Genomic DNA, 26,232 nt, shown 5'->3' with positions numbered 1-26,232 from the left:
TTAACCCAATCATTTGTAGCCAACAACTGAATTGAACATATAGCAAATAATAGACAGTAGGTGATAATAAATGGCAGATAAGACCGTCAAAGAACTGGCAGAAATGGTAGGCAAAACTACAGATGCTGTAAAGCAGCAATTAGTAGATGCTGGCCTGCCTGCTCGCGCAGAGGATGACCTAGTCACCGAGCTTGAGCAAGAAAAGCTGGTGACGCATTTAAAGCAAAGTCATGGTCAACAAGAAAAGCGTCGTATTAGTCTTAAATCTAAAACGACCAGTACCGCCCGCGTGACTGGCTCTTCTGGTAAGTCTAAGAGCGTCAACGTAGAAGTACGTAAAAAGAAAGTATTTGAAAAGCCTAATCCAGAAAAAATGGCTGAAGAGCTAGCAGCTCGTGAACAGGCTCTGGTTGAGTCTCAAGAACGTGCCGCGAAAGAAGCTGAAGAGCGCGCCGCTACTAAGAAAAAAGCTGAAGAACGTCAAGCAGCAACCTTAGCAGCAATGCGTGCAAGCTTAGGCTCTAGCAAAAAATCAGATGACAAAAATGACGACATCTCTACATCAGTTGTTGTTAAAAAAGGCGGTAAAGCGGCTGCCGAAGTTAAGCCTAAAGAACAGCCGAAGAAAAAAGTCGCTGCAACCAAGCCTAAAGTTGAGACAGCTGCTGAGCGTAAAGCGCGTGAAGCACGTGAAAAAGAAGAAGCGCGTCTGCGTGAAATCGAATTAGAAACCCGCCGCACACAAGCTGAAGAAGCGCAAAAGCGCACACTTGAGCAAATGCGCAAAATGGCTGGTAAATATACGGATCGTGAGCCTGTTACTGAAGTCCGTAAAGATGAGCCATTGGCTGAAGGCTTGGTCGGTGATGCACTAGAAGAGTCTTTTGAAAAAGAGCGTCGTGAAATTAAGCGTGGCTCCAACAGTACTGGTACTCGTGGTCGTCGTCGTAAGAACCAAGATGAGCGCGAAATTAAAAACCGCAAAAACGGTTTACGTTCAACTCAAGCCTCACAGCATAAGTTTGAAAAACCTGTTGAAAAAATTGTCTATGACGTTGAGATTAGTGAGCAAATTTCAGTTGCTGATCTTGCACAACGTATGGCAGTTAAAGCTCGTGAAGTTACTAAACTACTCATGAAGATGGGTGAAATGGCTCGTGAGTCAGATACGATTGATCAAGCAACGGCAAGCTTGCTTGTGGAAGAAATGGGTCATAACCCAGTACCAGTTAGCGATACCAAAGTTGAAGATGACTTACAGTATGCGGTCGATGAGCGTAGTAGTAACGTTCAGACTCGTCCACCAGTAGTAACTATCATGGGTCATGTCGATCATGGTAAAACATCGTTGTTAGACAAGATTCGTGAAACGAAAGTTGCGAACGGTGAAGCTGGCGGTATTACTCAGCATATCGGTGCTTATCATGTAACAACTGATCGCGGTGTCATTACTTTCCTTGATACTCCAGGTCACGCCGCATTTAGCGCGATGCGTTCACGTGGTGCTCAAGCGACTGATATCGTTGTACTTGTTGTTGCAGCTGATGATGGTATGATGCCACAAACAGCAGAAGCAATCGATCATGCACGTGCTGCTGGTACGCCAATTATTGTAGCTATCAACAAAATGGATAAGCCAGGCGCTGATCCTGACCGAGTTCTTAATGAATTGACGACGAAAGAAGTTGTTTCAGAAGAATGGGGTGGCGATACACCGATGGCCCGTATCTCAGCTAAAACTGGTGAAGGTATCGAAGATTTACTAGAATTCATTAGCTTACAAGCTGAGCTAATGGAACTAGAAGCGCCATTAGATGGTGCTGCTCAAGGTGTTGTTATTGAGTCAAGACTTGAGAAAGGTCGTGGTCCTGTCGTTAGTGTACTAGTGAAAAAAGGTACATTGAAACAAGGCGATTTAGTCTTGGCTGGTGAGCAGTATGGTAAGGTTCGTGCGCTAACAGACGAGAATGGTCAGCGTATTAAGTCAGCTGGTCCTTCTATTCCTGTAGAGATTTTAGGTCTGCCTGAAACACCTGCTGCTGGTAGTGAATTCTTAGTAGTAACGGATGAGAAGAAAGCTCGTGAAGTTGCGGACTTTAGAACCAACCGTGAGCGTGAACGTCAACTCGAACGTCAGAACGCCATGCGTTTAGAAAGCATGTTCGATCAGATGGGCCAAGGCGATGTGTCGTTCTTGAATATTGTATTGAAGACAGATGTACGTGGTTCTCTTGAAGCACTACTAGCTGCCTTGAATGAGCTGTCTACTGACGAAGTGAAAGTCCGAGTCATCAGTTCAGGCGTTGGTCCTATCTCTGAATCTGACGTAACACTTGCAGAGTCTAGCGAAGCGGTACTATTAGGCTTTAATGTTCGTGCAGATGCTACCGCACGCCGTAAAGCAGATACTGCTAACATGGATATTCGCTACTATAGTGTAATCTATGGTTTGATCGATGATGTGAAATCAGCAATGAGTGGTATGCTTGCTCCTGAACATCGTGAGAAAATCCTTGGTGTTGCAGAAGTTCGCGAAGTATTCCGTTCTAGTAAGTTCGGTGCTGCAGCAGGTTGTATGGTGGTCGAAGGTACCATTTATCGCAACAAGCCTATCCGCGTATTGCGTGATGACCAAGTTATCTTTACTGGTCAATTGCAGTCATTGCGTCGTTACAAAGAAGACGTTAATGAAGTACGTACTGGTATCGAATGTGGTCTGGCTGTTCGTGGCTATAATGTCGAAGCTGGCGATAAGATCGAAGTCTTTGAAATCCAAGAGTTCGCACGTACTATCTAAAGCTGCTGTCTAATAGCAGAGTATGTATTAATGCAACATGCGCAATCCGCTGAGCTTTTTAGATACTTTGCTCCGATTCAGCTGTACTTAGGCCTAACAGGTACATCCTGCTAGGCCTTTTTTAGCATATATAAGTGCTAAATTTATTAATAAGCAGACTTATACATTAGTAAAATAAGCCCATTAAAGTAAGGTAACAACATGAACCAACGTTTACAAAGATTGTCGGATCAGATTCAGCGTGAGCTTGCTGTTCTTATTCGCGATGAAGTTAATGATCCTCGTCTGACAGGTTTTGTCACTATTTCTAGCGTCAAAGTTAGCCCAGATTTAGGCTACGCCGATGTCTATGTCACTATTATGGAGCCTGAGCTCAATGATGCTATGAGTAAGACCAATCATGAAGAAAGCATCAAGGTATTGAATAAAGCGGCAGGTTTTTTGCGTACGGAATTAAGCCACAGTTTAAAAACCCGTACAACGCCGCGCCTACGTTTTCATTATGACGAAGTGACTGCACGTGGTAATTATATGATGGACTTGATTAGCAAAGCCGTGACCAAAACTGAGCAAAACGAGAATGACGAGTAAATTACTATTATGTCTATAGCGTCTAAGCAAGCTGGTAAAAAAGCTAATAAAGCATCTGAAAAAGTGAAAGTTTCAGGTGTCATTTTGGTAGATAAGCCCAAAGGTATGACCTCACAGCAAGTCGTGTCAAAAGTGAAGTATTTATTTAAGTCACCGATCCACGATAGTAAAAAAGCGGGGCATACAGGCACACTTGATCCAATGGCAACTGGTTTATTACCTATTTGCTTAGGGGAAGCCACTAAGTATAGCCATTATCAACTCGATGCTGACAAAGCTTATCAAGCAACCATCTTGCTGGGTAGCCAAACCGATACTGGCGATGCTGATGGGCAAATTGTCACACAAGCGTCTATTCCAGAATTTGATGATGTTTTATTAGCGACAATTGCACAGCAGTTCTTGGGCGCTCAGCAGCAAACACCACCGATGTATTCAGCACTAAAGAAAGATGGCAAAAAGCTTTATGAATATGCTCGCGCTGGTATTGAGGTTGACAGACCGTCTAGAGATATCATAATCAAAGCAATCAATCTACAGATGATAGATGATACTCAGATTAATCTGACAGTCACTTGTACTAAAGGTACCTACGTACGTGTATTAGCGGAAGATATTGCAAAGCGGCTAGGTACGCTAGGACATTTGACGGCATTGCGTCGTACACAAGTAGGTAAATTCGGTGTTGATGATGCTATCGTTTTATCGTCATTAGAAGAGAATAGTTTAGAGGAACGTCAGTCTTGGCTGCTACCTATCGACGCGTGTATTAATATCGACGCTGAGCTAACTCTGACAGAGGAGCAATGCGCCCGTGTACATATGGGACAGCGTCTAAACGTATTTAACGAGCTAACAGGTAATCTCAAAGATTATGTTGCTAGTATGGTTGCTAACCAACTGTCTAATAATAGCTCTAGTGATATCGATGATAACGCTATCACTAATAGTGAAGATGGAGCTGATACTGAGCTTGATGTGCCTCAGCTACTAGAGCATGAAATACCTATTGATATACGTTTACTCAATGAGCAGGGAGAGTTCCTTGGTTTGGGGTCTGTGAGCTTAAATGGACGTCTACAACCTAAGAAATTGATTCAGCGCTAATATGACGTTTTCATTAAAACTACTTAGATAGAGAAACTACCATCTAATATTCGCCTGATTTACTAACAGTTTACACTAATCACATATCCTCACATTTTATTGCAGGTTTCGCCTATAGTGAAACCTGCTTTTTTTGTAATCTAGATTCATCAGATAGGGAATGCTGAGCTAAAGATAAAACGGATAAAGGTCATAAAAATAAAAAGTTACTGCAAAAGTAAATAATTAAAAAATAGATAATTAAGAATGAAAACTAGTGCAAGAAGGACGCATTTTAATAACAATAAGACGGTTCAAAGGAAAATTTATTATCAAACAATAATAATATTAGCTCATAAAAATATACTAACTTACAAAAATCAATAGATAAGAAAAAGGAAAGTTATGAAAACGATCGCTTTTTTACTACACAACCACTTCGAACAAGCAGAGTACGAAGATGTTAATAATCAGCTAAAAGATAAAGGCTACAAGACACTTCTCATAACAACAAATGATAAGAAAGAAGTGCAAGCCATGCAAGGAGACGTAGACAAGAGTGATACTTTCACTGCTGATGTCTTGGTAGAAGATGCCAACGTTTCTGACTACGATGCATTGATCTTACCAGGTGGTACTGTAAATGCTGATACTATTCGTGGTAATGGAAAAGCACATCAAATTATTAACGCTATTTATGAAGCAGGAAAGCCATTAGCTGTTATCTGTCATGCACCTTGGGTTCTTATCAATACAGGTATTGCAAAAGGTAAAACTCTTACTGCTTATCCTACGTTGCAACTAGATTTAGAAAATGCTGGTGCGGACTATATAGATAAGACTGTACAAGTAGATGGTAATCTTATTACTTCGCGTAACCCAGATGATATACCCAACTTTGTTGATGCCATAGATAAAGCATTATCTTAAGGTTTTTTTTCTAATTAATTTTAGTTAATTAATTACTATTAAATCTCAACTATTCATAATCATAACTAAGGAAAATACTATGTCAAACTCTAATCCAAATGATACTAAGCTTGAGCAACAACGTTCTGATTCAGCAGAAGCAGCGCTCAAAAGTCAAACTCAAGACAATCATAATGAAGATAGCGAAGCAGCTGCAGAACGTATCGCAGCTAACTTAGAAGGCGCGAAAGAAGACAAGTAAGTTTTTTATATGTCACCTGTAGTAGGGTGGCATCGATACGTTTACAGTATAGTTTGCACGTTTTATTATCGATGAGTGCAACTACAGTTAGTCCACAAAATAATAATTCAGGAGCTAATATGAGTAATTCACCGAATAATATGGACGAGCAAGAAAAAGAGATTGAAAAGCTAGCAGAAGAAATCAATCCGAGTGAGCATACTGCCCCAGACAGTCTGGCGGAAGTGACTACTGCCGCGCCTCTTGAAGATGATGAACTAGGTGGCAATGCGAAAGAGTCTGACGCTAAAAAATAGTCTGCTTGTATAGGGTTTTAATAGGTAGTTATCTGTTAAATGCCATCTACTAAAGACTAATTGTAGCTTCACAAGTATTACGAAAAACTGCTGCTAGTTCAGCAGTTTTTTGTTATAATTACCCCCACATTTAAATTAGGTTTTGAATGATGTACTGTAGTTAGCTCATTACTTCGATTAAGTAGTGCTATAGCTCAATGTAATGTACGATTCAAAACATATTAAATGGTTGTTAACTGAGCTTGTCGTACACTAGGTCAACTCTAGTAATGCAGGGTTGTCCTGAATGGCGTACAGGTTATTTTATTTATTATTCTATTGCTTTAATACTGACTCAAATTGCAGTCAGTTTTTTAAAGTTTTTAGCATTGCCGGAGTTATTTATGCTAACTAATACCGATCGTGAACAAATCATCGCTCAATACCAACGCGGCGAAAATGACACTGGTTCTCCAGAAGTTCAAGTAGCTTTGTTGAGTGCTCGTATCAATGATTTGCAGAACCACTTTAAAGCACATAAAGCTGACCATCATAGCCGTCGCGGTCTTATCCGTATGGTTAACACGCGTCGTAAATTGCTTGATTACTTAAAAGGTAAAGACCTTGGTCGTTACACTACTCTAATCAGCCAGTTAGGTCTACGTCGCTAATCTAACGGCAATAGTACGAGTGGATGCTAAGTTTTTTAGTCAACCGTTTGGAACTTGTTTGTTGATATCGATAAAATAGATTTTTCTAAAAACGGTGTGGAATAGTTTCACGCCGTTTTTTTATGCTTATTCGTTTTAGGTATGGTGCTCAAATAGTAAGAGTTATAACTCCTTCCATAGAATAGCTAAGAGGAGTATTGGTATAAACTGTACTAACCCAGCCTCAAATACGGTATTCTTTGATGATAATTGCGCTACTGTGCAATTAATTGGTCAATGGCTATAAATCACTGTAAAATAATGCTTTGTGAGTTTGATAGTGCATCTACTACAGATATGGCGATTATCAATAAGATATTTATTACTTAGCTTGGTAATCAGCGCAGATAGCTGATATTTGAAAGTTCAGAAAATAGCCTGTAGGGTTTTTAGCATCGAAGTATTTTGACTTAATGTCTTTTTGATAGTATTTATAGTAAAGCCAAAATCGCACGACCGAATATACATAATAGTACGATGTCTAACTCAGACAAATATATGAGATAACCAAGTAACGTTATTGGCATGGGTTGCGATGATTTCTAATAGAAAACATGTCAACTGATAGCCATATAAACAGAATTTTAATGACAGATATCAGCTTTTTTTGACGCTGATATCAGTTTTGTCAGTCAACATTAGGAAGATTATATGACAATGTTCAACACCATTAAGCGTGAATTTCAGTATGGCAACCAGCAGGTTGTTATTGAGACAGGCCGCGTAGCTCGTCAAGCAAACTCTATTTTAGTCCATATGGGCGGCGTAACAGTATTAGTTGCAGCAGTCGTGAAGTCAGAAGCTAAAGAAGGTCAAAACTTCTTTCCGCTAACGGTTAATTATCAAGAAAAAATGTATGCAGCGGGTAAAATTCCAGGTGCTTACGGCAAACGTGAAGGCCGTGCGAGCGAATTTGAAACGTTAACTTCACGCTTGATTGACCGTCCGATTCGTCCGCTATTTCCTGAAGGCTACGTAAACGAAATCCAAATTACGGCAACAGTTGTATCATCAGATAAAACTCAGTCTGCAGACATTGCTGCACTAATCGGTGCTTCAGCAGCATTGGCTATCTCTGATGCGCCATTTAATGGTCCTGTTGCTGCTGCTCGTGTTGGTTTCATTAACGGTGAATACGTTCTAAACCCAACGTCTGAGCAGCTTGAGACCAGTGATCTAGATCTGGTTGTAGCTGGTACTAAATCTGCTGTATTGATGGTTGAGTCAGAAGCGGCTGAATTGTCAGAAGATCAAATGTTGGGCGCAGTACTATACGGTCATCAGCAACAGCAAATCGTTATTGATAACATTGTATCAATGGCAGAAGAAGTTGGTACTGCTAAGCAGCAATATTCTGCTCCTGAGCGTGATCAAGCGCTTACCAGTAGCATGAAAGAGCAGTTTGGCGCGCAAGTTGCTGATGCATATACCATTACTGATAAACAAGCACGTTACACGAAACTTGATGAAATCAAGCAATCAATTATTGATGCACTTGCCGGTGATGCTGAATCAGAAACTTATGCTGATACCGTATCTGAGCTTAAAGAAATCTACAACGAACTTAAATATCGTACGGTTCGTGACAATATCTTGTCAGGTAAACCGCGTATTGATGGCCGTGACCCTGAAACAGTTCGAGCGCTTGACGTACAAGTTGGTGTATTGCCATATACGCATGGTTCAGCATTGTTCACACGTGGTGAGACGCAAGCATTGGTTACGACTACATTGGGCAACAGCCGTGACGTTAATATGATTGATTCATTGGGTGGCACGATTCGTGACCATTTCATGTTGCATTACAACTTCCCGCATTTCTCAGTAGGTGAAACGGGTCGTGAAGGTATTCCAAAACGTCGTGAAATCGGTCATGGTCGTCTAGCACGTCGCGGTGTACAAGCAATGCTTCCAGATAGCGAACGCTTCCCGTACGTTATCCGTGTGGTATCAGAGATTACTGAATCAAACGGTTCATCGTCTATGGCATCTGTTTGTGGTGCAAGCTTGGCATTGATGGACGCAGGCGTACCATTAAAAGCACCAGTTGCTGGTATCGCGATGGGTCTAGTTAAAGAAGGCGAGCGTTTCGCTGTATTGTCAGATATCTTAGGTGATGAAGATCATCTTGGCGATATGGATTTTAAAGTAGCTGGTTCTAAAGACGGTATCACTGCGCTACAGATGGATATCAAAATCGAAGGTATTACACCAGACATCATGGAGCAAGCGCTTAAGCAAGCCCATGCTGGTCGTATCCATATCTTAGAAGCAATGAACCAAGTATTGCCAGAAAGTCGTACTGAAATCAATGCTCATGCGCCTAACTATGCGGTTATCGAAATCAATCCAGATAAGATTCGTGATGTAATCGGTAAAGGTGGCGCGATGATTCGTCAGTTAACTGAAGAAACTGGTGCAGTGATCGATATCGATGATGGTGGCACGATTCGTATCTTTGGTGAAAACAAAGCCGCAACTAAAGCCGCCATTGGCAAAATCGAAGCATTGACTGCTGAAGTTGAAGTCGGTAAGACTTATGAAGGTACGGTTGCTCGCATTGTTGACTTCGGTGCATTCGTAAATGTCTTGCCAAACACGGATGGCCTAGTACATATCTCACAAATCGCAGAAGAGCGCGTTGAGAGTGTATCAGACTATTTAAAAGAAGGTCAGGTCGTTAAAGTACTCGTACAAGACGTTGACAACCGTGGTCGTATTAAACTGACTATGAAAGGTGTTGAGCAGAACTAATACTCAATATCTGATGTGGTTTAAGTAATAAAAAACCGCCTTGAAATGCTCGTTATGAGTATTCAAGGCGGTTTTTTTATGTGCTCAAAGAGACGATAACAGGCTAGCTAAAAAGTCACTTATAAATTAATACTTTTGGGCAGATGTATGTCGATACGAAATTTTGGTAGGTCTTGTAAGTGTTCAGTCAGTAATGGCAAAGTATCAGCATACCAGTCCAAAGGCAAGGTGTCTGCTATATCACTCTGATTGGATACGATATCACGTGGTTTACCTGAGATCAGCGGCCGTGCAAGTAATGCAACTCTGCGTATGCCTTGGTAACGTATGAGTGGCATCATTTGCTGTTGTAGATCAATCAAAGCAGCAGTCAGCCAACGCGTGCGCACTGGATGATAAGGGTGGTTTGATATTACGAGGTTAGCAATATAGCTTGGCTGGTTGCCGTTACTACTGATACCAAGACCAACTTGCTCACGTGTAAGCTTATTAAGTAAGCAGCTACCGATACTTAGACTACCATCGCGGCACGCACGATGATAGCGCCTATAGTTGCCAGGAAATAGTGTTTTAGCTCGTGTGAGTACAGGATCTAAAACGACACCAGCAGTATTAACAGGAAAAACAAGCAGCTGTGCATTGCTATTTAAAATAGAGGTATGTGTAGGTTGCAAAACTGCCATCGTAAGTCTCTCTATAAGAAAGTACGCAGCTACTGAACCGTTGCTTTATTAGAGTCGTTTGCTTCTAACTGAGCAATTTGTTGTTCGAGTAGTGCAATTTGTTCGGCCTTCATATCAGTCAATTGCTTATTCATAGCGACCTGTTCAGCTGCTAACTTTTCTTGTTCGGCCAGTCGCTGACGCTCATCTTCTAAACGATCAATCTCTTCTTTCGCTAAGCTATCACTTTCTGGTAGAGGCGCATCTAATATAGCAGTAGGATTTGGTATCGCGTCACTGTCATTATTTGCTTCCTCAGAGTTTTCATCCATGAGCACACCATCGATAACCACAGAGTCATCCGCTATATCAGATATATTACCTGTGGTTAACTCTGTCGTCGTTTGCTCAGTTACTGGTACTGAAGCAGAGACATCTACAGGGAGTGTAGACTGGGTGCTAGATCTGCCTACAATAAGGTAGGTAATGACAATAAGCAGCAATAAGGAGATAAGTACTGCCAAAATTTTCTGATGTGATTTAGTCGGATTTTTATTGGAGGCGTGGGTTGATGAAGGCCGGATGTTTTCTGGTTTCATATTATGATCGATTCATGTCAAGAATATAAGTAGCCATACTATAGCAAACTCAAAATAAAAAGCCTATCTATTGATAGATAGGCTTAATAGAGGATTTAATCTGTTTGCGAGTACAAGTACCAGATAACTAAGACTTAAATTTTACGGTGCCACTTGTACCAGTTACCATAGCATCACGCGCCATTTGATCCTCTAAATGGTTCTTTGCACTAATAGCATCAGGATCGGGACGATGCTCCGTGTGTCCGCATTGAGTACACTCAATATACTCATCTGGGGTAGGAGTGACGATATTAACTTGCACGACAGCGTCCATCTCCTGACATTTCGGACAACGTACTCCTGCTAAAAACCGGCGTTTAGGACTAGATGACTGATAACGCATTTAAATGGCCTCGCGAGTCGTTTGAGTATTTGCCGCATCAACATTCTCAAAACCGTTATGACGTAGTAAGGCGTCGATACTAGCGCTACGGCCACGGAAGTTTTCAAAATTGGTTTTCGCTGGAAAGCTTCCACCAACAGATAAGATAGATTCACGGAACGCTTTACCTGTTACTGGATTAAAAATGCCTTCTTCTTCAAATTTGCTAAACGCATCGGCTGATAGTAGTTCTGCCCATTTGTATGAGTAATAGCCTGCCGCATAACCACCCGCGAAGATATGACTAAAGCCATTAGCAAAGCGGTTATAGTCAGGCGTGTGCATGATAGAAATATCATTACGAACGGTATTGAGCGTCTCTAAAATGCCATCATAATTCAGCGCTGGCGTATGAGCATGAATCAGTAAATCAAACAGAGCAAACTCAATTTGACGTAGCGTTTGCATGCCGCTCTGGAAGTTTTTCACTGCCAATAATGCATCAAGCTTGTCTTTAGGTAATGGCTCACCAGTCTCAACATGGCTGCTGATAAGGGCAATACCTTCAGCGTCCCAAGCCCAGTTCTCCATAAACTGGCTAGGAAGCTCGACAGCATCCCATTCAACGCCATTGACACCAGCGACATCGCCGACCGTCACTTGGGTTAATAGATGATGCAAGCCATGACCGAACTCATGGAATAGGGTCAGTACTTCATCATGGGTCAATAAACTAGGTTTACCATCAAGTGCTGGCGTAAAATTACCAACCATAAAACAGACGGGTAGCTGCTGGTGATTTTGTTTTTCATAGCTATAGCGAGATTGGAAACCGTTCATCCATGCACCGCCACGCTTACCACTGCGCGCAAATAGGTCGAAGTAGAAACCACCAAGTAAGCGATCGTCTGCATCGAATAATTGATAAAAACTCACATCATCATGCCAGCGAGATGCTGAGTCACTTTCTGCATCTTTACGGCTTTGCTCTTGTACTTTGATACCGTATAGACGCTCAACGATAGTGAACAAACCATTAATTACTGTTGGTACTGGGAAATATGGACGAATTTCCTCTTGCGATAAACTGAACTCACTTTGTTTTACCTTTTCGGCAATGTAGGCACTATCCCACGGTTGTAATTCGTCAATGCCATAATCGCTCGCGTATTTTTGTAGTTGTGCCAAATCTGCTTTGGCAGCAGGGGTCGCTTGTGCCGCCAGGTCACGTAAGAATGTTTCAACTTCCGAGACACTGTCTGCCATCTTGGTCGATAGCGATACTTCGGCATAGTTTGCAAACCCAAGTAGCGTGGCTTTTTGCTCACGTAATGTGAGGATTTGACTCATGTTATCAGCGTTATTTAATGATTTGCCTTTTGCGTTGGTATGCGTATCAAACTCAGAGGCCCGCGTGACGTAGGCATGATAAAGCGTCTCACGCAGGCTACGATCATCCGCATGAGTCATAATCGCCAGATATACGGGAATATTCAAACTTGCCGCATAATAAGGCGTTGGCAGTGCATCTATATCAGCTTGGCTAAGGGTACCGCTAGCAAGCTCACGCGCTTTATACTGCTCGCCTGCATCTGCCAGTAGTGCCAAACCACTTTCTGTTAAGCCTTTTAACTGTGAGTCTTCTAAAGGCAAGGCAAATGCTTGCGTTGCATCTAAGATATTATCCGAGAAGGTTGCAGACAAGGTAGATAGCTCGCTTTGGATAGCGGCGAATTTTTCTTGTTCAGCTTGAGGTAACGCAACGCCTGATAGCTCAAAGCTACGCAATGCCAGTTCGATCGCACGTGCACGAGCAGGCTCTAGTGTGGCAAAAAAATCCGTATCATTAACGATAGTTTGATAGCGATTAAACAAAGGCTGATGCTGGCCAACTCGCGTACCGTAAGCAGATAATTTCGGTAGTAGCTCATGGTGAACATGGCGAATCTCATCGTTACTCATTACACTATTGAGATGCGACAAAATACCCCAGCCGCGATCTAATGCTAAATTGATATGATCAAACCTCATAACATCTGCTAAAGCTTGTTCAGCGCTTATTTTTTCAGCGCCACCCTTTTCTATTACTGTCAGTGTATCTAAAAAAGTATTGGCAGCATCAATAGCGTCAATCACTTGGCTCTGTAACTTATGTGGCGCAGTATCGGCAAAATCGACAAGGTGTAAATCTGAAGGAGAAAGTGTCATATAGGTATCCAAGATCAATGAGTTATTATGAATTAAAATGAGGTAGGGCTGGCTACGATTAAAATATATAGTGCGTTCTTATTTTATATATAGATTATATAAAAGATGGGTTCATTTAGTAAAAATACAACCTAAGTGCTTTTATACAATTCGAATGATTAAAACAATATTAGCAATCTAAAAATGAATATCGAGATTCTGATACTTAGATGTAAGCGTTTAAAGATAGCTATCTGGATATATAGGTATGTTAGATAAAGAATCTCTTTAACAATATAGAGTATTCTATTTACAAAGCGCTATCATTTGCTTGCAAATTAACCCTACAGGGAGTGGGGTATAGCTGTTAGCATTAAGATAATGGAATCTGAAAATAGTGCACCGACAGGGTGTAAGAAAAACACGGATAGAGATTTTTAAACTCAGATATTTTTAAACTTATAAAAAGTATATGAGTAAAGAAATATACAAAGTTGAAAATGAACGATAATAAAACAAGGAGCAATATATGAAAGCGACTCTTAAAAGTTTACGTGAGACAAAAGCTAACCCTGCAGTAAGTATCTTTGTTAAAACACATCGTGAACATCCAGCCAACGAGCAGGATCCTATCGCTCTAAAAAATCAACTAAAAGTTGCCGAAGAGCGTTTGACCAATGAATACGATAAACGCACAGCGACCACCATTCTAGATAATATCCAAAATAAAATCAGTGAACTTAATCACAATTATAACCTCGACACCTTAGCCATATTCGCTAGTACAGATGACGTGAAAGTCGTTCGTATGCCAATCGATACAACAGAACGCGTTGTGATTTCAGATAGATTTGCTACTCGTGACTTGGTTCGTGATATGGCTAGTGCCGTTCATTACTATACCGTGGTCTTAACTCGCGATAATGCTCGTCTAATTGAGGCATCTAACGACCGTGTCGTGCGAGAATTTGATAAAGATGACGATGCACAAAACAACATGGAGAACATTCAGTTCCCTGTCGAAAACAACGGACTATATATAACAGGTGACGGTGGCTCAGATCGTTCATCAAATAATGAAAGCAATCACTTGAAAGAATTCTTTAACCAAGTAGATAAAAGCGTCCAAGAACTGTGGGGCGAGCACAAGATGCCTCTTGTCATCGTTGGCGATGCAAAAAATATTGGTTATTACAAAGAAGTCTGCGATCGTCCAGACAACATCATTGCTACAGTGTCAAACGCAACTAACTTAGAAGATGGTAGCGCTCAACATATTGTGGATAGTGTGCAAGAAGCTGTGGAAGAGTATCGTACATCACTACATAAAGCTGCATTGGGTGAAATCGATAAAGCCCGCGGTGCGAATATGTTACAGACTGATTTACAGGAAGTGTATCGTAGTGCTTTCCAAGGTGCTGGCGAAACGCTTTATGTACGCCGTGGCTATATACAGTCTGCTAAAATCGATGAAAAAGCGCAGACGTTAAGTCCTGCCAACGACGCTACTGCAGAAGGCATTACAGATGATGCAATCGGCGAAATCATTGAGCATGTTATTCACAATGGCGGTGAAGCTGTGTTTATACCACAAGACGTCATGGGCGAAGACCAGCCAATAGCGCTAGTGACTCGCTATTAACTTGAAGATAACACCTATGCGCGATATTCATTTATGAATTAGCCATTAATAATACATAGGTGTAATATGAGAGCATTGGTTCAGTATGAGCCAGTGCTCTTTTTATGTCTGTCATTACCATCACTATGGGTGTTATCGTAGCTGAGCTATTGATTTTTACTCTATAAATAATGAGCGTACAACGAACCACATTATGACTACCACCTCTTTTGTTTTAACCAGCTACAACATCCATAAAGGCATGTCACCGCTGAATCGCCAAGTAAAAATGCAAGGTATTGCTCAAGCACTAGAAGCAGCTGGTGCTGATATATTGTGCTTACAGGAAGTGCAGGGGCAAAATCTCAAACGCAATCTGCAATACAACGAATATCCAGATCAGTCTCAACATGAATGGTTTGGTGAGTTTTTAGATTTGCAAAACAGCTACGGCAAAAATTCAGAATATGATAATGGGCATCACGGTAACGCGGTGTTGAGCCGCTTCCCGCTGGATCCGAAACACAACGTAAATATTACTGTAAATCGTCTTGAACAGCGTGGTGTTTTACATTGTGAGGTGCAACCTTGGGGTTGGGAGAGACCAGTGGTCGTCTTATGTGCACATCTTAATCTTTTTGAGCGGGACCGTATCAAGCAGTATCAAGCGATTAGTGACTATGTTCGAAATGAGATTGCATCGGATCAGCCACTTGTTTTGGCAGGTGACTTCAATGATTGGAAAAAAATGTCTTGTGACAAACTGGCCACCGAGTTAGGTATGATAGAAGCATTTAAGCACTGTTACGGTAAGCTATTACCGACTTTTCCTGCCAAGTTACCTGTACTCAGTTTAGATCGTATCTATGTGCGCAATTTAACCGTCAAAGATGCTTGGGTACATACTGGAAAGCCTTGGTCATCGTTATCGGATCATCTGCCTATTAGCGCAGAGCTTGTGTTACCTTAGCAAAGTATTACTAGCTTTGTACTTGTCATAAAATCACCGACTAGGCAGGGTATCCATGTATCATCTCAACATATAATAGACAATAATCAAAACCCAAAAACCACTTATAAGGACATTCTACTATGACAACGTCGTCTATCAACTCTACTGCTTCGCAAACCCAAGTACCAAACACCCAGCATGCCGCACTCATTCGCGAGTTTGGTGAACCTGAAGTCATGCAATACCAAGATAATGTCGCCATCCCTGAGCTACAGGACGACCAAGTGTTGGTAAAAATCGCCTACGCTGGTATCAACCCTGTCGATTATAAAACTCGTCAAGGTAAAGGCTGGGGTGCGGAAAATATCCGTAAAGACAAGTTTGATAATGATCAGCCAGCTATTCTGGGATTCGATGTATCGGGCGAAGTAGTCAGTAGCAATAGCGACGAGTTTGCTGTTGGGGATAGAGTAGCGGCCTTGACCTTTAGCGGTGGCGGTTATGCACAATATGTGGCAGTAGATGCCAAGTTGCTTGCGAAAGTACCAGAAAATGTCACCTTAGAGCAGGCAGGTGCGCTACCTTGTATCGGTCAAACTGCCGTACAGTTTGCAGATTTTGCGGACATCAAAGCTGGTGAGCATGTGGTCATTAATGCGCCTGCAGGCGGTGTCGGTCATTTGTTAATCCAGTTACTCATGAATAAAGTGGCGCAAGATAATATCAAAGTGACAGTAATTTGCTCACCAGAGAAGTATGCCAAGCTTGATGAGTTAATCGACGTCTCTAAACTAGCGGGTTGGATAGATTATACCAAAGATGAAGACTTCCCTAATCTGCAAGCCCATATGTTGCTAGACTTAGTCGGTAATGAAGCAGGTGTTCGTGCGCTTAGCGTGCTTAAGTCAGGTGCTCGAGTGAATGTATTACCGACTATCTGGGTGGATAAGCTCAAAGAAGCGGGTGAGCAAAAAAACCTAGAAGTATCAGGCTACAAGGCGCAGCGTAGTGGTCAAGACATGGCGCGTGTTTTACAGCAAGTGGCTAATGGTAAGCTAACCTTAAAAATCCAAAAAACTTATCCACTCTCAGACGTAGTGGCGGCCCATCATGAATTACAAAAAGGTGATGCGTTCGGCAAAATCGTCTTAGACGCCGCTAAATAAATATCTGTACGGATTGATCTGTAGGTAGTGTTCAGTACATTTTATGAGCTGCGAGCGAGGTAGATGTTGAACCAAACTAAAACTGTGCTCTAACAAATCATACAAAATTTTTATTTTCGACAACAGAACATCCCTGCAGCTGTCTTTTATTTATCATAGGATAGAGTATGTATGATAACTATAATGACAAAGGAAACTATATGAACGCTAATAAAAAAACAGACGACCATATGGCTTATGAAGCACAAGTCCGTGAAGATATAGAAGGGTGGAAACATCCTGATAAAAGCATACTGGATAAAGCGCTCTCTGTAATCAATACGCCAATCGTTGAGGCAGGTGATGCACTGATGAATGCGCCGCAGTTTGGCGAAACATTAAAGCAGGCAACAGAACAGTCTTTTACGACGCTGAGTGATGCAGCTAATTGGACATTAAACACGAAGGATGTCGTTGAGGCTTATTATAATGAGTCCGATATTGCAGGAACCTCTATCACGACGTTATCTGATATCGAACGCTTACCGATTGCAGTGGCTGATAAACAGGTCAAACATTTTAAAAGCAAATATGTGGCAATGACCAGTGCTCAAGGAGTTACGACAGGGGTAGTAGGTTGGGCAGGGATTCCTGCTGATGTGGTGGCCTTAATTACTACTAACCTTCGGGCAATTGGAGAGTATGCGACCTATTATGGGTTTGATATCAATAACGAAGGGGAGCAGCTGTTTGCTATGTCTCTACTAGCGGTAGCGACGTCTAATTCTGCTGAAGAACGCCAAGCGGCGTTAGATGACACTTATGCGATGGTCAAGGAGCCAGAGACGCTGGCCTTCAATAAAGTCAACGAAGAAGTGATGTCACGGGTCTTGCGTCAAACAGCAACCAAGGTGGCTACCAATATCGTTAAGGCAAAAGCCGCGCAAATCATTCCGGCCGTAGGTGCAGTAGTTGCTGGTGGTGTTAACGCCAGTTATACCGCCAGTGTCTGTGAGGCTGCTTATCAGTGCTACCGCGAGCGTTTTTTGGATCGTAAATCTTAAGATTTGAAAGTAGTAAAATGATCTACAAGAACATAGATAGAGTTATAGTAGAGAGGGTAGCTATTAAGCATTGAGCATGCGCCGAAACGTCAAACTGATACGGCCCGTCGCGACTTGCTTTGTTTTAGTGATAGTGTGCTTCCAAAATCTTTGTGTGTCGCCATGCATTACAACGAGCTGTCCAGACTCAAGATAAAGTTCGACTTTATCTTGAGTTTTTTTATGTTTAAAAACAAATTTGCGTGTGGCACCAAGCGATAAGGAAGCTATGATTGGTTGATGACCGAGCTCTTTTTCGTCATCGGCATGATAGCCCATACCGTCAGCGCCAGTAGGATAATAATTAAGCAGGCAAGTATTAAAGTCGACGATGACATCGATTTCTGCCAAAGCGTGCTCAATTTTCTGTTTCACGTGAAACACTGCGTCTGACCATGGAACGGTTTGCCGCACGTGTCCCGAATATTGGTAATTAGCATTTTCGTTTCCCATCCAGACAATTTGCCGAGTGGTTATATGTGTTTTGCCAAACAACGTCACGATATCTGACTGCCAAGGCAACTCGTTTAGTAAAGTATCATAAAGAGTAGTGGCATCATCGATAAGCACTCCTAGATCGTTCACTTTACCATTATAGGGTAGTAGGTTATCTGTAGGGGCAGGGGCAAAGAGATCAGTCATAAATCAGTCGTTTTACATTCTTATTTGCTACTTTGGTAGTGCTCGTTGATGATTTGAGCGCATAGTTCAGGCGCTTCCATTGGCAATAGATGACCATAATTTGACAGAGAAATAAGACTGCTATCTGGGACAAATTTTTGCCATTGCTTTCGTACCTTATTATTGATGAATAGAGTAGGCTTACCTGTAATCAAGGTATAGGGACAGCGTAGTTTTTTGAGCGCAGCATCGATATGAGGTGCGCCAAAATAATTGGCCAGCTCTTGTTCTGGTGCAAACATAAGCTTATAGCTATCATCTGTATTTTTGCTCAGGCTTTGTTCTGCAAATATTTGCAAGTGCTCGTCACTGATACGTTTATAAGCGCGCTGCGCACGTAGGCTTTCATAATAACTACGAATGCTCGGCCAAGTAGATTGTTTAGTTAACGTACTTTTGAAGGGCTCGCGACTCAGTAGAACAGGGCGTGGCAAAAGGTTATATAAGGTGGCTTGGCTTTTGGTAAATGTGACAGGTTCGATCAGGTATAACTGCGAAAATAACTCTGGACATTTGGCAGCTGCTATCGCTGTAGCCGTTGCGCCTTGCGAATGACCTATACCTACAACAGGCTTGTCTTGTGTCTTTTCCAAAAACTCAATCAGCATATCAGCATCTTGCTCGCGCGTGAGGCGTTGGCTTTGCGGCTTATCATACCAGTAGCCACGTAGAGCAAGGGAACTGATATCAAATTCAGTGGCTAGTTTGCTCAGTAATGGCGTGTAGGTGCCAACGGTAAAACTATTGCCACTATAAAAATGTGCTGGTGAGCGAGGAGTAGAGCTTAAGTCTAACGGCGGATTAAACTGGCTAAGGTCGTAGTAGCGTGCCTGTTTTCCGCCAAGGTCAATGCGGTTTGTGAATGCTTCCATAAAATAAACACTTCCTTGTGACTTATTTTGAGTGATTTTTTGTAGATTGTTTTCTTGTAGTTTCGCTTCTGATGAGTCTTAGTTATCTTCACCTAAGAAGCCACCGCTTTGACGCTGCCACAGTCGAGCATAGACGCCATCTAGTGCCAATAGTTCATCATGGCTACCTTGCTCGATGATGCGGCCTTGATGCATGACAACCAATCTATCTAGTGCAGCAATAGTAGAGAGTCGATGGGCAATAGCAATAACGGTTTTGCCAGTCATAATGTCATTTAAGCTCTCAGTAATGGCGTATTCAATTTCAGAGTCTAGTGCACTGGTGGCTTCATCTAAAAGTAAAATCGGTGCATTTTTTAGCATAACACGTGAGATAGCGATACGTTGACGTTGACCGCCAGATAGTTTGACTCCGCGTTCACCCACTTGGGTATCAAGTCCTGTATTACCTTTATCATCGTACAAGTCTTTGACGAAATCCCACGCCTGAGCTTGTTTGGCAGCGAATATAATCTCTTCATCAGTAGCGTCAGGACGACCATAAGCGATGTTTTCACGTACGGTACGATGTAGTAATGAGGTATCTTGAGTCACCATACCAATCTGTTGGCGCAACGACTCTTGCGTGACCCCATCAATCGCTTGACCGTCAATCAGAATCTCACCGCTATCGACATCAAAGAAGCGCAATAGTAAATTGACCAAAGTTGATTTACCCGCACCTGAACGCCCAACCAGACCAATTTTTTCACCCGGCTTAATATCTAAATGGAAGTTATCTAATAGTTTGATGTATGAGTCAGGAGTATGCTTAGCGATGCTAGTACCATCAACATCAACAGTCTTGTCAGTTTGTCCATTGTCTTCTTCGTCATTCTCATAACTGAAGTCAACATGGTCAAACACGATGCGACCATCCGTGACAGCTAGCGCTGGCGCGTCAGGTTTGTCAACGATCGTCTGCGGTGCCGACAATGTACGCATACCGTCTTGAACTGTACCGATACTCTCGAACAAGCTGGCTGTTTGCCACATAATCCAACGCGTCAAACCATTTAGACGTAATGCCATAGCAGTCGCAGCAGCAATGGCACCGACACCAACGGTGCCTTGTTGCCACAAGTACAATCCAATACCTGCCGTACTACTGACCAAGATTACACTGATAAGATGGGTCGATACCTCTAAATAGCTGACCCAGCGCATTTGTGCATGTACCGTACCTAGGAATTGTCCCATCGCGTTTTTAGCGTAGCCCAGCTCACGACGCGAATGGCTAAATAGCTTGACGGTCATGATATTGGCATAAGCATCAGTAATCCGCCCTGTCATCAAGGCACGAGCATCAGCCTGCACAATCGCTGTATCTTTGAGCTTAGGAATAAAGTACCAAATGGTGAGTGCAACCAGTACAAGCCAAACGACAAAAGGAATGAGTAACAAACTGTCTAAATTAAATAAAATCACCCCTGAGGTGATAAAGTAGACAGAGACATACATAAACATATCGGTGACAGTCATCACGGTATCGCGTACTGCCAATGCTGTCTGCATTACCTTCGCTGAGACACGACCCGAAAATTCATCTTGGTAGAACTGCATGGATTGCCCAAGCATCCGCTGATGAAAACGCCAGCGCATCTGCATAGGAAAGACGCCTTGCAAGGTCTGAAAATGGATAAACGATGACAAGGCAATCCACAATGGGCTCACTATCATGACAGCCAGCATGATAAGTAGCATGTCACCTTTTTCTACCCATAAGCTTTGCGGCGTATAGACGCCCAACCAATCGACGATATTACCTATCCAAGCAAACAGCATGGCCTCGTAGATACCGATACCAGCGGACAAAATCATAAAGGCTAGTAGCCAGCCGCGTAAGCCGTTGGTACATGCCCACAAAAATTTCAGCATGCCATCGCGAGGTGATGGCAATGGCATAGGTGTGTCTGGAAAGGCGGGTAGACGGTTTTCAAAAAAGCGAAATAAAGCATTCATAGGCAGTAATAAAACATCAATAGCAGTACGTCAAGATGAACGAGAGGACTCGTTATCTAGAATCTTTACTTTTGTGATTGGGATTAGGTGCTATTTTAGCAAAATTACTAATCATACCTGCATGCTAATTGTAATTTACTTAAGAATAGCTATGTTTTGAAAACTTCAGCTATAACCATAATAAATAGATTGCTGTAGAAAACATATTTTGTTACATTCAACATCCAAACTTATTCACAGTTTAAATATTGCTTTTATAGATATGATTTCATTGTAAAAATTAGCTGATTAGCAGATATTTCACTTAATGCATTTTATCGATATGCAGATAGTAATAACTCAATGTTGAAGTTCAAAAGGTAGCAGTTAATGATGTATTTAATAATTGCGGTGCTATGTAGTGTCGCCGTCTCAGTACTTTTGAAAATATTGCGCCAGAAAAGTATAGATATTCGTCAAACCATCGTAGCAGGCTACCCTGTCGCCTTTTTACTGACTTGGGTGTTACTAAAACCTGACGTAGGGGCTATACATGCGCTTGATAGTGCTTGGGGCATCATCATCGCGCTTGGGATACTATTACCTGCCGTATTTATCATTCTCGGACGGGCCATTGAAGCGGTGGGGATGGTAGCAACCGACGCGTCTCAGCGCTTATCACTCATTATTCCTATCGTAGCGGCTTTCTTGCTATTCGGTGAGGTGCTAACTGGTACTCGTATATTTGGACTGGCGTTAGGTTTTCTGGCATTAGGTGCGCTCGTCTATCGACCACAGCATAATGATATTACTCGGCAAGTAAAGCATACGCCACTATGGTTATTCGGGGTATGGTCAGGCTACGGCATTATTGATATTTTATTTAAACAAGTTGCCAAACAGGGTGCGGCCTTTCCGTTAACTCTATTAGTCAGCTTTGGCGTAGCAGGGTTACTGCTGCTAATCTACTTACTTGCCACACGGGTACGTTGGCAAAAAGAAGCGCTTATGACAGGTGTACTACTCGGCGCACTAAACATGGGCAATATCTACGCCTATGTACGGGCACACCAAGTGTTGCATGATTCTCCTAGTATCGTTTTCACTGGTATGAATGTAGGTGTTATTGCAGTGGCGACTTTGATCGGCGTCGGCGTATTCAAAGAGCAGCTAAACCGTGTCAATATAGTAGGATTAGTATTGGCAGTCTGCTGTGTAGGGGTACTATTTTTGGCGTAATGCACTCTGTTCAAAAATATTGTTTTCATAATTTTCATGCTTATTGTCACGTATCCTGTATAGGCATACAAATCATCCTATGATAAGGTTATCTACAAATAACACGGCTTGTATGGAATAAAAAAGCTTAGTTTATAATATTTAACTTAACCAATAAAAATAGGATGCAGGCTCAATGGAATATGGTAAACAATTACAGCGTATAAAAAATAGTTCAGGTTTTATTGCTGCTCTTGATCAAAGTGGCGGCAGCACACCGAAAGCGTTAGAGACTTATGGTGTCAATAGCGACGCTTATGATAATGATGAGGCCATGTTTGATTTGGTTCATGAAATGCGTGCTCGTATTATGACCTGTGACTGTTTTGATAGTGAGCGTGTACTTGGTGCAATTTTATTTGAAGATACCATGGAGCGCGAAGTCAATGGCAAGTCAACTGCCAATTACCTATGGGAAGATAAAAATATCGTACCATTCTTAAAGGTAGATAAAGGTCTGGCTGAGCAAATGAGCGGCGTGCAAGTTATGAAGCCAATGCCGAATCTAGATCTATTGTTAGATAAAGCAAAAAACTACCCTGTATTCGGTACTAAAATGCGCTCAGTCATCTATGAGCCAAACGTCGATGGTATCGAGCTTGTGGTGCAGCAACAGTTTGATGTGGCTAAGCAGGTTATCTCAAAAGGCTTGATGCCTATCGTCGAGCCAGAGGTTAATATTGATAGCACTCAAAAGCATGAGTGCGAGCTATTGCTAAAAGCAAATATTTTGCGCAATCTGGAACGCTTGAACAATGAACATCAAGTGATGCTCAAGCTAACATTACCAGAAGAAGCAGGGCTTTATCAGGATCTGATTGACCATCCAAAAGTGCTAAAAGTTGTGGCATTATCGGGTGGTTATAGTCGCAGCGATGCTTGTGCCAAGCTCAAACAAAACCCAGGTATGATTGCGAGCTTCTCGCGCGCCTTTACTGAAGGCTTGAGTAAGCAACAAAGCGATAGCGAGTTTGCTGACACTATCAATAATTCTATCGAAGAGATTTATCAGGCGTCGAAAGTCTAGTAGTATGGTATCAACCAAAAATAAAAAGCCCGAGCCTGACAGTCAGGCTCGGGCTTTTCTTTTGGTAGGACTATTGTTTAACAGAGCTATAAAACTCTATATCTCTTTATATAACTGGCGTCCTTCGTTGTTATATTTCTTAGTCATCTCGGCCATGCCTTGGCGAATTTCCTCAGCGGTGGCTTCACCAACTTGTCTGACAAGCTCTGTATCTACCTCTTTGATTAGATGACCAGCGTCAGTTAAGTCACCTGTTTGCGGCGTTACTTTTTGGTTGGCAGCATCTTTATCCAGTCCTGCTGCATATTCACGCACGTTTTGAGTGATTTTCATTGAACAGAACTTAGGGCCACACATGGAGCAAAAGTGTGCCGATTTGTGTGCGTCTTTCGGCAACGTTTCATCGTGATATTCGCGTGCAGTATCAGGATCGAGCGCCAGATTGAACTGATCATCCCAGCGGAATTCGAAACGTGCTTTAGACAGTGCGTTGTCACGAGCCTGTGCTCCTGGATGACCTTTAGCAAGGTCAGCAGCGTGCGCAGCAATCTTATAGGTGATGATGCCATCTTTGACGTCTTTTTTATTCGGTAGGCCCAAGTGTTCTTTTGGCGTGACATAGCATAGCATCGCTGTACCAAACCAACCAATCATCGCTGCACCAATAGCACTAGTAATATGGTCATAGCCTGGGGCGATGTCTGTCGTCAATGGCCCTAAAGTATAGAAAGGCGCATCCGCACACAGCTCAAGTTGCAAGTCCATGTTTTCTTTGATGCGGTTCATCGCGACGTGTCCAGGGCCTTCGATCATCACCTGTACATCGTGCTCCCATGCCACCTTGGTTAATTCACCAAGCGTACGTAGCTCGCCAAACTGTGCTTCATCATTGGCATCTTGCAAACAACCAGGACGCAAGCCGTCACCCAAGCTAAAGGCCACATCGTACTGTTTCATGATTTCACAGATGTCTTCGAAATGCGTATATAAAAAGCTTTCTTTATGATGGGCTAGACACCATTGCGCCATGATAGAACCACCGCGAGAGACGATACCTGTCAGACGTTTTGCGGTCAGTGGTACATAGCGTAATAGTACGCCAGCATGAATAGTAAAGTAATCTACGCCTTGCTCTGCTTGTTCGATTAACGTATCACGGAATATCTCCCACGTTAGATCTTCAGCAACGCCATCAACTTTTTCTAGAGCCTGATAAATAGGTACCGTACCAATCGGCACAGGTGAGTTACGGATTAGCCATTCACGGGTTTCATGAATGTGATTACCTGTCGATAAATCCATAATGGTATCCGCACCCCAACGCGTGGCCCACGTCATTTTGGACACTTCTTCATCGATAGACGAACCCAACGCTGAGTTACCGATATTGGCATTGATTTTCACTAAAAAATTGCGCCCGATGATCATCGGCTCAGATTCAGGGTGGTTGATGTTGTTTGGGATAATCGCGCGTCCAGCCGCCACTTCATCACGAACGAATTCAGGAGTAATGATTTGAGGCGTATTGGCGCCGAAGCTTTCGCCATCGTGTTGACGCATATCGGTCAGTTCATGCTGCTTTTGCGTTTCACGGATAGCGATATATTCCATCTCGGGGGTGATAATGCCGCGACGCGCGTAGTACATTTGTGTGACGTTGCCAGCTTTTCCATCGACATTTTTGGCACGGCTTGGTTTGTCGATATGAGCGAATCTAAGGTTGGCGGTGGTAATGTCACGGGCACGAGCTTGTCCGTAAGAGCTAGACAGTCCGCTTAACTGCTCGGTATCACCGCGTTCATTTATCCAGCTTTCACGTAGTTTTGGTAGACCTTTAGTCAAGTCAATTTCGACATTAGGATCGGTATATACACCTGAGGTGTCATACACATAAAATGGCGGATTATGCTCACCGTCTTTATCTCCAGCACCGCCAACAGGCGTATCAGCCAAGCTAATTTCACGCATCGGTACTTGAATGTCAGGTCTTGAGCCTTCGATATAGACTTTTCTTGAGGCAGGTAAGGTACGATGCAAGTCGCGCGCATCTTCTTCGAAACGGGCATCACTTGCGGCACGGTGGGCTGGGGTTTTTAGCGCATCTGCTTTTTTATCTGCTTTGACGTTGTTCGTGTCAGCAGCATTTGAAGCAAGCGTTGTGTTGTCGGCTGGGTTATGCGTTTGGGCTTTCGGTGCAATTGAGGTGGTGTCTGCAGTAGTCATATGCTGTCCTAGCGTGTTGGTTTTTGAATAAAATCAACACCGCCAGTATCTGCGGGGGTAGGCATCTATCATCTAGACAAGTTTATATCATGAACACACAACTTCGACCAAAAAGTATCGTCGCGCATGGTGGTCATCAAATATTGGACGCAGC

At 42.5% G+C, this 26,232-nt stretch carries 22 protein-coding genes; 14 read left to right on the top strand and 8 right to left on the bottom strand.

What is annotated here, in order from left to right:
- Positions 1 to 70 precede the first annotated feature (70 nt).
- The 8 genes from infB (at position 71) to pnp (ending at position 9,384) form a co-directional block, all read left to right on the top strand.
- Positions 71 to 2,797 carry a translation initiation factor IF-2 gene (infB, locus tag ACT3QR_RS03420; protein WP_444519994.1) on the top strand — a complete coding sequence of 909 codons (2,727 nt, stop codon included), beginning with the start codon at positions 71 to 73 and terminating at the stop codon, positions 2,795 to 2,797.
- Between the two features lie 201 nt (positions 2,798 to 2,998).
- On the top strand, positions 2,999 to 3,388 hold the full coding sequence (locus ACT3QR_RS03415) for a ribosome-binding factor A (RefSeq protein WP_444519993.1): 390 nt from the start codon (positions 2,999 to 3,001) through the stop codon (positions 3,386 to 3,388).
- Between the two features lie 9 nt (positions 3,389 to 3,397).
- On the top strand, positions 3,398 to 4,495 hold the full coding sequence (gene truB, locus ACT3QR_RS03410; RefSeq protein WP_444519992.1) for a tRNA pseudouridine(55) synthase TruB: 1,098 nt from the start codon (positions 3,398 to 3,400) through the stop codon (positions 4,493 to 4,495).
- A 384-nt stretch (positions 4,496 to 4,879) separates the two neighbouring features.
- Entirely contained in the window at positions 4,880 to 5,404 is a 525-nt protein-coding gene (locus ACT3QR_RS03405) for a type 1 glutamine amidotransferase domain-containing protein (RefSeq protein ID WP_444519991.1), read from the top strand.
- A 79-nt stretch (positions 5,405 to 5,483) separates the two neighbouring features.
- Positions 5,484 to 5,645, top strand: a complete 162-nt coding sequence (locus ACT3QR_RS03400; protein WP_444519990.1) for a hypothetical protein — start codon at positions 5,484 to 5,486, stop codon at positions 5,643 to 5,645.
- Positions 5,646 to 5,764: 119 nt separating this feature from the next.
- Entirely contained in the window at positions 5,765 to 5,941 is a 177-nt protein-coding gene (locus ACT3QR_RS03395) for a hypothetical protein (RefSeq protein ID WP_444519989.1), read from the top strand.
- 383 nt (positions 5,942 to 6,324) lie between these two features.
- On the top strand, positions 6,325 to 6,591 hold the full coding sequence (rpsO, locus tag ACT3QR_RS03390; protein ID WP_045443035.1) for a 30S ribosomal protein S15: 267 nt from the start codon (positions 6,325 to 6,327) through the stop codon (positions 6,589 to 6,591).
- 690 nt (positions 6,592 to 7,281) lie between these two features.
- Positions 7,282 to 9,384 carry a polyribonucleotide nucleotidyltransferase gene (pnp, locus tag ACT3QR_RS03385; protein ID WP_444519988.1) on the top strand — a complete coding sequence of 701 codons (2,103 nt, stop codon included), beginning with the start codon at positions 7,282 to 7,284 and terminating at the stop codon, positions 9,382 to 9,384.
- Between the two features lie 119 nt (positions 9,385 to 9,503).
- On the opposite strand, the gene ACT3QR_RS03380 is transcribed toward pnp, so the two are convergent.
- From ACT3QR_RS03380 to ACT3QR_RS03365, 4 genes are all read right to left on the bottom strand, one after another.
- Positions 9,504 to 10,067: a hypothetical protein gene (locus tag ACT3QR_RS03380; RefSeq protein WP_444519987.1), complete on the bottom strand. Its 564-nt coding sequence runs from the start codon at positions 10,065 to 10,067 to the stop codon at positions 9,504 to 9,506.
- Between the two features lie 29 nt (positions 10,068 to 10,096).
- Positions 10,097 to 10,645, bottom strand: coding sequence for a hypothetical protein (locus ACT3QR_RS03375; RefSeq protein ID WP_444519986.1), 549 nt, complete (start codon positions 10,643 to 10,645; stop codon positions 10,097 to 10,099).
- Between the two features lie 127 nt (positions 10,646 to 10,772).
- Positions 10,773 to 11,030, bottom strand: coding sequence for a YheV family putative metal-binding protein (locus ACT3QR_RS03370; RefSeq protein WP_444519985.1), 258 nt, complete (start codon positions 11,028 to 11,030; stop codon positions 10,773 to 10,775).
- Positions 11,031 to 13,217, bottom strand: coding sequence for a M3 family metallopeptidase (locus ACT3QR_RS03365; RefSeq protein ID WP_444519984.1), 2,187 nt, complete (start codon positions 13,215 to 13,217; stop codon positions 11,031 to 11,033).
- A gap of 508 nt (positions 13,218 to 13,725) precedes the next feature.
- On the opposite strand from ACT3QR_RS03365, the gene ACT3QR_RS03360 reads away from it, so the two are divergent.
- The 4 genes from ACT3QR_RS03360 to ACT3QR_RS03345 all read left to right on the top strand — a co-directional run bounded on the left by ACT3QR_RS03360 (position 13,726) and on the right by ACT3QR_RS03345 (position 17,978).
- Positions 13,726 to 14,838: an AOC03_06830 family ribosome hibernation factor gene (locus ACT3QR_RS03360; protein ID WP_444519983.1), complete on the top strand. Its 1,113-nt coding sequence runs from the start codon at positions 13,726 to 13,728 to the stop codon at positions 14,836 to 14,838.
- Between the two features lie 193 nt (positions 14,839 to 15,031).
- Positions 15,032 to 15,787: an endonuclease/exonuclease/phosphatase family protein gene (locus ACT3QR_RS03355; RefSeq protein WP_444519982.1), complete on the top strand. Its 756-nt coding sequence runs from the start codon at positions 15,032 to 15,034 to the stop codon at positions 15,785 to 15,787.
- Positions 15,788 to 15,909: 122 nt separating this feature from the next.
- Positions 15,910 to 16,935 carry an NADP-dependent oxidoreductase gene (locus ACT3QR_RS03350; RefSeq protein WP_444519981.1) on the top strand — a complete coding sequence of 342 codons (1,026 nt, stop codon included), beginning with the start codon at positions 15,910 to 15,912 and terminating at the stop codon, positions 16,933 to 16,935.
- A gap of 200 nt (positions 16,936 to 17,135) precedes the next feature.
- Complete coding sequence (locus ACT3QR_RS03345) at positions 17,136 to 17,978, top strand: EcsC family protein (RefSeq protein ID WP_444519980.1); 843 nt, start codon at positions 17,136 to 17,138, stop codon at positions 17,976 to 17,978.
- A gap of 63 nt (positions 17,979 to 18,041) precedes the next feature.
- On the opposite strand, the gene ACT3QR_RS03340 is transcribed toward ACT3QR_RS03345, so the two are convergent.
- The 3 genes from ACT3QR_RS03340 to ACT3QR_RS03330 form a co-directional block, all read right to left on the bottom strand.
- Complete coding sequence (locus ACT3QR_RS03340; protein ID WP_444519979.1) at positions 18,042 to 18,659, bottom strand: alpha-ketoglutarate-dependent dioxygenase AlkB family protein; 618 nt, start codon at positions 18,657 to 18,659, stop codon at positions 18,042 to 18,044.
- A 20-nt stretch (positions 18,660 to 18,679) separates the two neighbouring features.
- Positions 18,680 to 19,570, bottom strand: a complete 891-nt coding sequence (locus ACT3QR_RS03335; RefSeq protein WP_444519978.1) for an alpha/beta fold hydrolase — start codon at positions 19,568 to 19,570, stop codon at positions 18,680 to 18,682.
- Positions 19,571 to 19,648: 78 nt separating this feature from the next.
- On the bottom strand, positions 19,649 to 21,571 hold the full coding sequence (locus ACT3QR_RS03330; protein WP_444519977.1) for an ABC transporter ATP-binding protein: 1,923 nt from the start codon (positions 21,569 to 21,571) through the stop codon (positions 19,649 to 19,651).
- A gap of 369 nt (positions 21,572 to 21,940) precedes the next feature.
- Here ACT3QR_RS03330 and ACT3QR_RS03325 point away from each other — a divergent pair, with 369 nt between their 5' ends.
- Together ACT3QR_RS03325 and ACT3QR_RS03320 are read left to right on the top strand one after the other, a co-directional pair.
- Positions 21,941 to 22,789: an EamA/RhaT family transporter gene (locus ACT3QR_RS03325; protein WP_444519976.1), complete on the top strand. Its 849-nt coding sequence runs from the start codon at positions 21,941 to 21,943 to the stop codon at positions 22,787 to 22,789.
- 175 nt (positions 22,790 to 22,964) lie between these two features.
- Complete coding sequence (locus tag ACT3QR_RS03320; RefSeq protein ID WP_444519975.1) at positions 22,965 to 23,855, top strand: fructose bisphosphate aldolase; 891 nt, start codon at positions 22,965 to 22,967, stop codon at positions 23,853 to 23,855.
- 96 nt (positions 23,856 to 23,951) lie between these two features.
- On the opposite strand, the gene thiC is transcribed toward ACT3QR_RS03320, so the two are convergent.
- Positions 23,952 to 26,078 carry a phosphomethylpyrimidine synthase ThiC gene (thiC, locus tag ACT3QR_RS03315; protein WP_444519974.1) on the bottom strand — a complete coding sequence of 709 codons (2,127 nt, stop codon included), beginning with the start codon at positions 26,076 to 26,078 and terminating at the stop codon, positions 23,952 to 23,954.
- Positions 26,079 to 26,232 lie beyond the last annotated feature (154 nt).

The sequence above is a fragment of the Psychrobacter sp. AOP7-B1-25 genome (assembly GCF_052376195.1).
Classification (GTDB): Bacteria; Pseudomonadota; Gammaproteobacteria; order Pseudomonadales; family Moraxellaceae; genus Psychrobacter.
This window is presented reverse-complemented; position numbering and strand designations above follow the sequence as displayed.